The 11,449-nt window shown below is 72.1% G+C and carries 7 protein-coding genes; 4 read left to right on the forward strand and 3 right to left on the reverse strand.

What is annotated here, in order from left to right:
• Window positions 1–10: 10 nt before the first annotated feature.
• The 3 genes from E1284_RS17440 to E1284_RS17450 all read right to left on the reverse strand — a co-directional run bounded on the left by E1284_RS17440 (window position 11) and on the right by E1284_RS17450 (window position 7,810).
• Complete coding sequence (locus E1284_RS17440) at window positions 11–4,891, reverse strand: DNA repair ATPase (RefSeq protein WP_165965312.1); 4,881 nt, start codon at window positions 4,889–4,891, stop codon at window positions 11–13.
• Window positions 4,892–5,036: 145 nt separating this feature from the next.
• The gene (locus E1284_RS17445; protein WP_131940150.1) at window positions 5,037–7,055 is read right to left on the reverse strand and encodes a flotillin family protein; all 2,019 of its coding nucleotides are present in this window, start codon (window positions 7,053–7,055) and stop codon (window positions 5,037–5,039) included.
• Between the two features lie 38 nt (window positions 7,056–7,093).
• Window positions 7,094–7,810 (reverse strand): hypothetical protein, encoded by a 717-nt coding sequence (locus E1284_RS17450; protein WP_131940151.1) that lies wholly within the window; start codon window positions 7,808–7,810, stop codon window positions 7,094–7,096.
• 486 nt (window positions 7,811–8,296) lie between these two features.
• Here E1284_RS17450 and E1284_RS17455 point away from each other — a divergent pair, with 486 nt between their 5' ends.
• The 4 genes from E1284_RS17455 to E1284_RS17470 form a co-directional block, all read left to right on the forward strand.
• Window positions 8,297–9,316: a sulfotransferase family protein gene (locus tag E1284_RS17455; RefSeq protein ID WP_131940152.1), complete on the forward strand. Its 1,020-nt coding sequence runs from the start codon at window positions 8,297–8,299 to the stop codon at window positions 9,314–9,316.
• A gap of 453 nt (window positions 9,317–9,769) precedes the next feature.
• A complete protein-coding gene (locus E1284_RS17460; protein ID WP_207923807.1) occupies window positions 9,770–10,027 on the forward strand; it encodes an acyl carrier protein in 258 nt (85 codons plus the stop codon).
• A 29-nt stretch (window positions 10,028–10,056) separates the two neighbouring features.
• A complete protein-coding gene (locus E1284_RS17465) occupies window positions 10,057–10,650 on the forward strand; it encodes an SGNH/GDSL hydrolase family protein (protein ID WP_243714547.1) in 594 nt (197 codons plus the stop codon).
• A 39-nt stretch (window positions 10,651–10,689) separates the two neighbouring features.
• Window positions 10,690–11,449 (forward strand): SGNH/GDSL hydrolase family protein (locus E1284_RS17470; RefSeq protein ID WP_207923808.1); only part of this gene is annotated, 760 nt, incomplete at its 3' end.

Genomic DNA, 11,449 nt, shown 5'->3' on the forward strand with positions numbered 1-11,449 from the left:
GGCTCGGCGGTCAGCGGCCGCGAAGGGCTTCTTCTATCGCGGCCAGTTTGTCCGCCAGGTGCAGAAGGGCTCCCACGGACGGGTCTTCGGTGTTGCCGGCGAGTGTGCGGGAGCGCCGGTAGGCGGTTTTGATCTCCGTCCAGCGGTCGGCTTCGGGTGCGGTCAGGGTGCCGCGGAGTTCTCCGAGTTTAAGGATATTGGCTTCGGCGTCGGACGTCAGGGTTTGCGATTCGGCCTTGTAGTGGTCGTCGATCGCCGCTTCCAGTTCGGTCGCGTTCATGACGGGGAGGATGCGTTCGGCGAGCTTGTTCATGTCGCGGTAGGAGCCCTGGAGGCGGAACGGCGGTTCGGTGCGGGACGCGTCGTCCTGGGCCGCGGAGGCTATGTACGCGCGGTTCACCGTCAGGACGGTCCGCTGGACGTGGATCAGCTTTTCGAGGACGGAGAGGATCTCGTCCAGCTCGGTCTGGGAGTAGGGATGCGACAGGCGGTCGGGGCGGACGGTCTCGTCACCGGAGGCCAGCCGCACCAGCAGTTCGACGTCGCCGCGGTCGCGGGTCGTGAGGGGCGCCAGGACGGGGTTCGAGGTCAGCGTGTTCTCGATGTAGCTCAGCGCGAACAGGTCGTCCTTGCCGGAGAGGACGTCGCCCAGGTTCCACACGTCCGCGCGGTTGGCGAGCATGTCGGGGATGCGGAAGCGCAGCCCGGACTCGGTGTACGGGTTGCCCGCCATGCACACGGCGAAGCGCTTGCCGCGCAGGTCGTAGGTGCGGGTCGCTCCCTCGATGCGGCGCTGGGCGTCGCAGAGGGGGATGAACTTCTGCAGGAATTCCGGTGACGTGTGCTGGATGTCGTCCACGTAGAGCAGGACGTTGTTCCCCATCTCGAGGGCGAGGTTGATCTTCTCGACCTCGCGGGCCGCCGTCGCGTTGGGGGCCTGCGCCGGGTCCAGGGACGTCACGTCGTGGCCGAGGGCGGGGCCGTCGACGCGGACGAAGGCCAGGCCGAGGCGGTCGGCGACGTACTCCATGAGGGTCGTCTTGCCGTAGCCGGGCGGTGAGATGAGCAGGAGCAGGCCCATCTGGTCGGTGCGCCTGCCTTCACCGGTGGCACCGAGCTGTTTCGCGAGGTTGTCTCCGATGAGGGGCAGGTAGACCTCGTCCACGAGGCGGTTCCGGACGAACGCGCTCATGGTGCGGGGCTTCAGGTCGGCGATTCCCAGGCGCTTCTCCTCGGACGCGATCAGGTCGTTGCGGGTCTTCTGGTAGGCGCGGAAAGCCGGGACGCGCTCCGTGCCGAAGCGGTGGGTGCGGGCGAGCAGCTCGTCAAGGCGCAGGACGAGCCTGCGGCCGGCGATGCGCGGGTGGTCGCCGAGCAGGTCCTCGATCGTCGCCGTGAGCGCGGCGGGGGAGTCGTAGCGGTCGGACGCGCAGAGCAGCGTCGCCACCGCCTCGGGGACGTCGGCCGGGTCGCCGTCCGCGCCCGTCCCGAGGTAGGAGGTGAGCCAGGCTTCGGCGAGCTGGTGGCGCGCGGCGAGAGTGCCGGCGCCGCGCAGGTCGTCGTCCAGGGTGCCGTCGCCCAGCGCCTGGGCGAAGCCCTTCAGCAGCGTGCGGGCGCCCTGGCTCGTCACGAAGCCGTCGGGCGCGGTGGCCAGTTCCTCGACCAGGTACTCGGCGGTGAGCGGGTCGGGGCCGGGCAGGCCGTTCGCCGCGGTGAAGCCGGCGATCGACGTGGCGAGTTCGGCGGTGAGGTCGGTCAGGGCGCCGGTGCGGCCGAAGGCTTCGCGGGCGCGGACGAGGGAGCGGGCCCGGGTCGTCCACGTGGAGCGTCCGGCCTCGTCGGTGCCGTACGTCCAGAACAGCTGCGCGGTGGCGCGGGCCGTGCCCGGGTAGCGGAGCAGCCCCGCGTCGGTGCGCAGGCGCAGCAGCGCCTCCAGGATGCGGGCCGCGTCCCGGTCGTGGACGCCGCGCTCGTAGCCCTCGTCGTAGCGGTCGGCCGCCGCGTCCCGGACGAGGGCGAGGAGGCGCCCGTCGGCGGCGGCCCGCCGCAGGTCGTCGAGGGGCGACGCGGCCAGGATCGAGGCGGCCAGGTACTCGGCCCGGTAGGTGTCCGGGGTCTCCGAGACGAGGGTCTGGTCCCACAGGTGCCGGGTCGCGGCGAACCCCGCGTCCCGGACGGGCCCCCGGTAGTCGGTCCCCGTGATGGCGAAGGCGACCGTGTCGCGGTGCGGGACGAGGGTCAGCTCGATCGGCCGCGTGTTGACCGCGAACCGGTGCCGGCCCAGCCGGATCGTCCCGCCGCCGTCCCCGTACAGGTCGAGCCGGTCGCGCAGGGCCCGGCCGGCCTCCTGGCGGGCGGCCTTGACGCGTCCTTCCAGCTCCTCGGCCCGGACGCCGTCGTCCAGCCCGCGCAGCTCGTCGGCGATCGAGCGGAGCCGGGCCACCATCGCGTCGGTGGCGAAGTAGGTGTTGACCTCGTCCGGCGAGGAGAGCGCGGCGGCGCGGCGGCGGACTCCGGCGAGGATGCGCTCGGCGGAGCCGGTGAGCCGGTCGGTGCGGCGGGCGCGCTCGTCCAGCAGCGTCTGCTTGCGGGACGAGAACGCCTCGTAGACCTCGGTCCGCTTCGTCTCCAGCTCGGCGAGGAACTCCTCCAGCTCGGCGAAGCGTGCTTGGAGCGTCTCGACGCGGAGCAGCAGGCGGCCGAGCTGCTCGTCGCAGTCCTCGGGCGTGCCGGCGGTCGCCAGGGCCCCCGCGATCGACTGGTCGAGCAGCGCCAGCTCGGCGGCGAACGCGGCCCGCCCCTCGCGTCCGAGCAGGTCGCGGCGCCGGTTGTCGAGGACGGCGCGGGCCCGGTTGAGGCCGCCGAGCACCTCGCCGACCCGCTCCAGGATCGCGGTCCGGGCCGTCGCGTCGGTGATGTCGAGGTCGCCGACGACCTCGGTCACGACCTCCAGGCCCTCGTTCTGCGCGGCGAGGAGGTCGGCCAGGGGAGCGGCGTCGGCGGCGGTCTCGATGGCGCGGGCGGCCTCGGTGATGCGCTCGACCTCGGCGTGGTAGCCGGTGAAGGCGTCCTCGCGCTGGAGGAACCCGACGGCGCCCTCGCCCGCGTCGCGAAGCTCGGCCCGGACGGATTCGGAGAGCTCGTCGATCCGGGTGGTGTCGACGTAGCGGAGGTCGCGCAGGGTCTCCAGCCGGCCCTGGGCACGGCGGAACCCGGCGAGCCGGGAGATCCAGCCGTCCGCCGTCGCCGGCGGCTCGGTCCGCGCGCTCCGGACCAGCGCGGCGATGCCGTCGGCGGCCTCGGAAACGGCGGAGACCGCCTGCTCGGTCAGCGCCTGGACCTTCTCGAACTCCTCCAGCACCTGGCTCGCCGTCGAGCGGACGTCCGCCAGCGGCGCGGTGACGTCGCCGAGCTCCTCGTCGGCGAGCCAGTGGTAGAGGTCCGCGACCCGCGTGCAGGACGCGATCAGCGCCTCGAACACCCGCGTGGACGGCGACATCTCGTCCACCATCCGGGCGATCGACAGGCATTCGGAGATGCCGCGGACGAGGTCGGCGTTCCCCACCCGCTCCAGCGGCCCGGTGCCGACCGGCTGCGCGGCGGCGTGCGCGTCCGACACGTACGGGGTCGCCCAGATCTGCATCGGGTGGACGCGGGACGGCTCGTCGGAGAACGCCCGCATCACGACGAGCGTCCCGTCCTCGAACAGCGAGTACCCGTGGCAGGTGACCGGTGTCGCGACCCGTTTGCGGATCACGTTGTAGGGCAGCAGCAGCGACCGGCCGTCCTCCCGCGAGTGGAAGACGTAGAGGACGTCCTCGCCGTTCGGCGACCGGATGACCCGCTCGTACTCCAGCCCCGCCACGTCGGTGTCGAACGTCTTCGCGGCGCCGGTGTCGAGGTGGTAGCCGCCCGGGAAGATGATCCCGTGGTCGTCGGGGAGCCGCCGGCACGCCTGCTCGATCCCGTCGAGCCGCGTGACCTCCTTCGTCCGGACGTTGAACACCAGGTGCCGCCACGCGGACTCGTTGTAGGGCCGGATCCGCAGCAGGATCAGCGCCCCGACGCGCGCGTGCAGGACGTCGGCGTCCGCGAGCGACTGGAGGGGCTCGTCGACCGGCTCGGCGTAGATGCCCTCGCCCGTGCCGGTGTTGTCCTCGATCTTCACCGTGAGCGTGCCGCCGATCGTCTCGACGAACAGCTCGCCGCCGATCGAGATGTGCGGGTGGCGCCCGAGGACGTGGTCGTCCCGCGTGGTCTCGACCCAGTCGACGTCGTGCGCGGGCGGGAACGAGTGGTCGCGTTCGCCCTGGTTGTCCTCGTAGGCGACGGTGCCGTCCGGGGCCGTCCGCCACCGCAGGACGCGCAGGTCGGTGAGGCGCGGGCCGGTCTGGAAGACCGCGAGCAGCCGCCCGTCCACCAGCCGGAGCTGGAGCAGCCGCGCCTGCCGGTAGTACCGGTACATGTCGGCGAAGTCGCGCAGGAAGCGCGGGTCGTCGAGCAGGCCCGGCACCGCCTCCGGCCCGGCCGGGGCGAACGCGATGCCGTCCTCGCCGCGGGTGAACCGGTGCAGGGAGAACACGTCGCCGACCGCCGTCTCCGGCTTCAGCCCGAGGAAGACGTTGTAGCCGAACAGCATGACCCCGCCGAGCGCGACCACGTCGCGGGGCACGCAGCTGTGCTCCGTCCGGATCCGCTCGGTGCCGGCCAGCCGCATCTCCGTGCCGCCGAACACCTCCAGCCGCCGCGCGTTCAGCGCCTCCGCGCGCCGCGCCAGCTCACCGGCGTGCCCGGCGAGCCGCGCCCGCAGCACCTCGTACGTCCCGTGGTCCAGCCCGTCCCGGCCGCCGCCGGGCCGTACATCCTCGGCCTGCACGCCCTCGGCCTGCACGCCTTCTTGCCGCACGCCCTCGCCCACCCGTCTCTCCCCTCTGGCCGAAGTCCACGCCGTCCCCGTTCCGCCGGTCCGCTCGGGCTGCGGCGGGCCGCCGGTCCGGCGGCCCCCGGACCCGGCGACCCGCCGCAGGTCTCTTCGATCAGCCGGCGGTCACCGCGGCTCCGTTGGCCGCCGGCAGCGGCGCGTCGGCGACGCCGAGGCGGCGGGCGGTGTCCAGGAGGTCCTGGAGGCCGGCCGCCTCCGGGCCGCCGGACTTGATCAGCCGCAGCAGCAGCGCCGACAGCGTGAGGTCGCGGACGCCGCCGGCGTCGATCGAGCCGAGCAGCCGGGTCACGTCGTCGGTGAAGGACGACGTCCCGTCCAGCCACGGGCCCGCGAGCGACTGCGCGACCTCGGAGTTCCGCACGAACCCGTCCACGCCCTTGCCGAGCGCGATCGAGCCGACCAGCCGGTCGAAGAACACCGAGTCGCCGCCGACGATGTCGATGTCGGCCTTCTCCAGCCCGGCCGCGAGCACGCTGGCCTGCGCCTCCGCGACCTTCCGCTGCACCTCGATGCCGGCGAGGCGGACGTCCTTCTCCGCCTCCAGCCGCAGCCGGTACTCCTCGTGCTGGCGGGACGCCTCGTCCAGCGCCGCCATCGCGCCGGCCTTCTCGTGCAGGCCCTCGGCCTCGGCGCGCAGGCTCTCCCGGATCCGGGCGGCCTCCGCCATCGCCATCTCCTGCGCGGCGAGCGCCTCGGCGCGGCCGACCTTCTCGATCGCCGCGGCGTCGCGCTCGCGGACCTCGACCTCGGCGAGGCCGGGGGCGGCCGACTCGGCGCGCAGGCCCTCGGCCAGCCGGACCTTCGCCTCCGCGTCCAGTTCGGCGGCCTGCCGGCGGGCCTCCGCCATCGTCAGCTCCTCGCGGGCCCGGTGCTGCGCGGCGGCCTCCGCGGCCTCGGCGGCCTTGATGTCCTTGACCAGGTTCTCCTGCGCCTCGGCCTCCGCGTGGATGATCACCGACTGGCGGGCCCGCTCGGCCTCCTCGACGGTGCGCAGCCGCTTGATGGCCTCCTCCTGCTCGGCCACCGTCCGCTCGACCGCGATCCGCTCCCGGACGACGTCGGCGATCTCCCGCTTCTCCGCCTCCACCTCCTTGTCGGCGGCGATCCGGGTCAGCTCGGTCTCCCGCTCGCGGGCGATCACCTCGAGCAGGCGGTCCTTCTCGATCCGCTCGCTCTCGATCGCGAGGACGCGCTCCTTGTTCTTCGCGGCGACCGACACCTCGCGGTCCTTGTTCTCGTGCTGCACGCCGAGCTGCTCGTCGGTGCGGATGTGCGCGGCCTGCGCCCGCAGCCGCTCCTCGGCCTTGACCCGCTCGATCTCCGCCTGCTCGCGGGCCCGGACGGTCTCGATCTCGCGCTCCTGGCGGAGCTCGGCGTCGGCCTGGCGGCGCTCCAGCTCCAGGATCGCCTCGCGCGCCTCCACGTCCTGGCGGGCGATCTCCTTCTCCTCGTTGCGGGTGTACTCGTTGGTGCGGACGTGCTCCAGCGCGGTCAGCTCGGTGATCTTCCGGATGCCCTGAGCGTCCAGGATGTTCGTCTTGTCCAGGGAGAGCAGCGACGTCTGCTCCAGGTAGTCGATCGCCGCGTCCTCCAGGCTGTAGCCGTTCAGGTCGGTGCCGATCACCTGGATGATGTGGTCGCGGAACTCGTTGCGGCGGGTGTAGAGGTCGGCGAAGTCGAGGTGCTTGCCGACGGTCTTCAGCGCCTCGGAGAACTTCGCGGAGAACAGCTCCTGCAGCGTGTCCTGACTGCTGGCGCGCTCGGTGCCGATCGCCTGTGCGACCTTCACGACGTCCTCGACGGTCTTGTTGACGCGGACGAAGAACGTGATGCGGATGTCGGCGCGGATGTTGTCCTTGCAGATCAGCCCGTCCCGGCCGGTCCGCTCGATCTCTATCGTCTTGACCGAGATGTCCATCAGCTCGGCCTTGTGCAGGACGGGCAGGACGATCGCGCCGGTGAAGGTGACGTCGACCTTCTTGAGCTTGGAGATGATCAGCGCGCGGCCCTGGTCGACCTTGCGGAACAACCGGCTCACCATCAGCACGAGGCCGAGGGCGATGAGCAGGGCGAGCGCGAGGAGCACACCGGCTCCAATGGTGATGGTGTCCATCGGGATCCCTGTTCTGCTGGGGGACGAGGTCGCGGGGGTCAGCCGGTCCGGCGGCGGTCTTCGGCCAGGTCGGACGCGGTTTCGTGCGGCATGACCCAGAAGAACTGGCCGTCCGGGTCGAAGTCGAAGATGAGGGCGGTGCTGCCCGCGGCCAGGCCCGCGGGCAGGCCGGCGGTGAGGCCGGCGCCCGCCACGGGCACGTCCGCCGCGGGCTGCCGGACCTGGACGATCGCGGACGACCCGTCCGGCGCGGTGACCTCCGCCTGGCCGAAGTCGGGCCCGACCCGGCCCGTCCGGATCACGCACGGCAGGCCGACGAAGTCGCGCAGCGACGCCGCGACCTGGTTCTGGAACACGCGGCGCAGCGGCAGCACGGCGAGGCGGGTCCCGGCCCAGGCCGCGACGAGCGCCCCCGACATGCCGAGCAGCCGCAGGGCGACGCCGCTGGTCAGCGCGGACGCCGCCAGGCTCACGAACCACGCGATCGTGATCAGCAGGGAGAGGACGACCGTGGCCGGGACGCCGCCGAGGCCCAGCACCGCGAGGTGTTCGGCGACGAGCCCGTCCCCGTCCGCGCCGCCGTCGGCGTCCCCGGCGCCGGCACCGGCCCCCGTATCGGCATCGGTGCCGGCGCCGAGGAGGTCGACGCCCAGGCCGCCGAGCAGGACGAGCGTCCAGTACCCGGCGACGACCAGGAGGGAGAAGCTGAATAGAGCGGTGGGGAAACCGAGCACGGCATCGAAGAATTCGCCCATGAGAAATGCACGCTTCCGCTTCGAGACGTCATTGACCGCCGGGCGGCCGAAAACGGCGGCCCGGTACTGAGAAAGGATTCGCTGAGCGTGGAAAGGGGTCGTGCTCAGCTATCTGGGAAGGCGTGCGCCCAGGTGATGTGGCTCAGGTCATAGGGCCTGGCGTCCTGGGGGCGGGCTCGGCGCGGCGGAGCCGGCGCAATGAGAAAGTGCCGGGGAGTCATCCATACCCTCCTGGTCGGAGACAGATCCTGTCTCGCCGACCAGGCTTCCCGGCACACCAGTAGTTACTTTAGCTTATTTCTCGCCGGAAGGGAAGTCTTTAAGCGGCGGATCGGCCGGTCCGGGTCGCTGACCTTGCCATTTACCGCACCAGGGACGATTTTTATGGTGCCGGAGACCCCGTGCCGCAGGGGCTTCGGGGACGTTCAGCTCGCCTGGAGGTCGGCTGGAGCTTGGATTCAGGAGCCGTGGGTAACTTCGCCCGCCATGACAACGGAGTCCTGCCGGCCGATCTTCGTTCTCGGCTGCCCGCGATCCGGGACGACGCTGCTGCAGCAGATGCTGCACTCGCATCACGGTATCGCGTTCCCGTCCGAGACGCGGTTCGTGCACGTGGCGTACGAGACCAGGCACGGCTTCGGTGATCTGGAGCTCGCGGAGAACCGGCGGGCGCTCGCCGAATGGATCACCCGCGGCGAGGACACCAAGTTCAGGGTCCTCGAGCTGGCCGCCGACGACGTCATCGAGGAGATCGTGGACGGACCGCCGACGGTCGGGTCGGCGGTGGCGGCGGTCTTCCGCGCCTACGCGCGGGCGCACGGCAAGCCGCGGTGGGGCGACAAGCGGCCGAGCTACTTCCGCCGCGTGCCGATGCTCCGGCGGATGTTCCCGGACGCGCAGTTCGTCCATCTCGTCCGGGACGGCCGGGACGCGGTGAGCTCGCTGACGCGGATGCCCTGGTTCAAGGGCGACCTGTACGCCGCCGCGCTCACCTGGCGGGAGGCGGTCGACACCGGGCGGCGGCTCGGCGCCCGCCTCGGCCCGGACACCTTCTACGAGTTCCGCTACGAGGACCTCGTCGCCGAGCCGGAGGACGAGCTGGTGAAGCTGTGCGCGTTCCTCGGCGAGGAGTACGACGCCGAGATGACCAAGGCGTACCAGCACGCCCGCAGGACCGTGCCGGCCCGGCGCACGTGGCACCTGCGCACCCACGAGGCGCCGAACACGCGCGTGGTCGGGGCGTGGCGGGAGCGCTTCGAGGACGAGGAGGCGGACCTGGTCGAGCACGTCCTCGCGGACCGGCTGCGCCGCCACGGCTACGAGCTGACCGGCGTGCCGCGCCCCGCCGCCGCGCAGCTGGCGAAGTTCCACCGGCTCGCCGCGCACCGCTGGCGGACGCGGCACGCGCACGCGGTGCGGGACCGGATCGCACAGGGCCGCGAGCCCAACCCCGTCGCCTCCCTGCTGACCGGACCGGTGCCGCTGACCGGACGGTCTGAGGACTGACGCGCCAGGGACAGGTGACTCTGTCCCCAGGGCAAGGAACGCGGGGCACCCTCGCGCTGGGTGATTCTGGGCGGTTGTCCGAAATTCTCATGGAACGTGCCGGGCCGGCCGGGACCTCCGCCCGGGCCGCCGCCGCGCGGCTGCTGGGGAACGACGCAGGTGGCGTGCCGCGGGACGGCGCGCGGTGGAGAAGCGGACCGCTGGGGCGGGCGGGGACAGCGTTTTCCGATCACGGTCCGCTGGGCCCCTTAACGGCAGGGTTACCAGCGGGTAGGCGGGGTGCCGTTTTACCGGCCCGCTGACTTAATTTACGGAACAGAGACATGGCCGTGTCCGATCGTTCACCCTGCCACTTGAGGACACATCAAGCGTTTGGTTGTATCTTGCGTGTTGCTCGTCACCCAATACCTATCGCGATTGATTCGACGATCCTCTGACATAAGGAGGAGTGCGGTGACCACATCGGAAACAATTTCCCACGACGAGCTGCAATCGTGGCTTCTTGACAGGATCGCCTTCTACCTCGACAGGCCCCCGGAAAACATCGATCCGTCGGTCGAACTCGCCCGCTACGGGGTGGACTCGGTCTACGCGATCAGCATCATCAGCGACATCGAGGACCACCTCCAGGTCGAGGTCGACGTGGCCGAGGCCCGGCGCCGCGAGACCGTGACCGCCCTCACCGACTACCTGCTCGAACTCCTCGCGTGAGGGGCGGCCGGCCCGGGGACGGGCCCGTGATGGTGGTCCTCGGCGACAGTGTGGCCGAGGGGCAGGCCGACCCCGACCCGGCCGGCGGGTGGCTCGGCTGGGCCGGACGGCTCGCCGCCCACCTGGGCATTCCCCGCGAATCGATGCTGAACGTCTCCGATCCCGGCGCGACGGTCGAGGACGTCGCCCGCGACCAGCTGCCGGCCGTCCGGCACCTGCGGCCCGCCCTGGTGGTGCTCGGCTGCGGCATGAACGACGCGCTGCGCGGCTTCGAGCGGCCGGCCGCGGCGGTGCGGCTGGACGAGCTGTTCGGCTGGGCCCGCGGGCGCGGCGCGGTGGTGGTGGCGATCCCGGTGCCGCGGCCGCCGCTGCTCGACCTCTCGCCCATCTCGCAGTTCCGCAAGAAACGGACCGTCCAGCGCATTCACGACTTCAACGCCGAGCTCGACCGCGTCTCCCGCGACTTCGGAATGTCGTTTCCGGAACCGGCGACGGTGGCGAAAGTCGCTGACCCCGCGATGTGGAGTTCCGACGGAATCCACCTGAATCCGAGAGGGCACGCATATGTGGCGGAGGTGATCGCGGAGATTGCGGGAAGCCTGCTCGGGGAGCGGGTGAGCTGAGCTGAGCCTCGGGGGCCGATCCAGCAGTGTGGGATGCAGATGAAGAGACCATTCGCGTTCGCGCGCGCGCCCCAGTCGATGATGCTGATTCCGCTGGCTCCCGTGCTGGCCGTCCAGGCGTGGCGGACCGTGCGCCGGACACCCCGGCTCGACCCGGCCGGCGGGGACGAGCACGGCTTCGTACCGGGCGCGAACCCCGGCACCGGCCGCCCCGCGTTCCGCGTCGTCGTGATCGGGGAGTCCACCGCCGTCGGCGTCGGCGCGTCCCGGCACGCCGAGGCCCTGCCGGGCTTCCTGGCCGAGGCGCTGCGCGACCGGCTGCGGCGCAGCGTGGCGTGGTCGGTCTCCGGTGAGAACGGCGCGACGGCCCGCCGCATCACCGCCGGTCTCGTCCCGCCGGCGGGCGGCACCCGGCCCGACCTCGTGCCCGACCTCGTGGTCATCACCACGGGGATCAACGACCTGATCCGGCGCCGCCCGCTGCGCCGCTGGGCCGCCGACGTGACCGAACTGGTCGGCGCCGTGCGCGAGCGGTACCCGGGCGCGGGCGTGCTGGTGGCGGGCATGCCGCCGGTGCACCGGTTCCCCGCCCTCCCGCGGCCGCTGCGGTACGTGCTCGGCGCCCGCGCGCGGACCATGGACCGGATCATGCGGGACGCGGCGCGCGCGGGCGGGGCGGTGCACGCTCCCATGGACGAGGCGATGGCGCGCGACCGCGGGCTGTTCGCCTCCGACGGCTTCCACCCGTCGCCCGCCGGCTACCGGGCCTGGGCGCACGACCTCGCCCGCGCCGCCGTCC

The sequence above is a fragment of the Actinomadura bangladeshensis genome (assembly GCF_004348335.1).
GTDB lineage: Bacteria > Actinomycetota > Actinomycetes > Streptosporangiales > Streptosporangiaceae > Spirillospora > Spirillospora bangladeshensis.

Bases quoted from the DNA above. Each gene is read 5' to 3' on its own strand.
- E1284_RS17455 (WP_131940152.1), top strand. From the start codon at position 8,297: ATGACAACGGAGTCCTGCCGGCCGATCTTCGTTCTCGGCTGCCCGCGA.
- E1284_RS17445 (WP_131940150.1), bottom strand. From the start codon at position 7,055: ATGGACACCATCACCATTGGAGCCGGTGTGCTCCTCGCGCTCGCCCTG.
- E1284_RS17465 (WP_243714547.1), top strand. From the start codon at position 10,057: ATGGTGGTCCTCGGCGACAGTGTGGCCGAGGGGCAGGCCGACCCCGAC.
- E1284_RS17450 (WP_131940151.1), bottom strand. From the start codon at position 7,810: ATGGGCGAATTCTTCGATGCCGTGCTCGGTTTCCCCACCGCTCTATTC.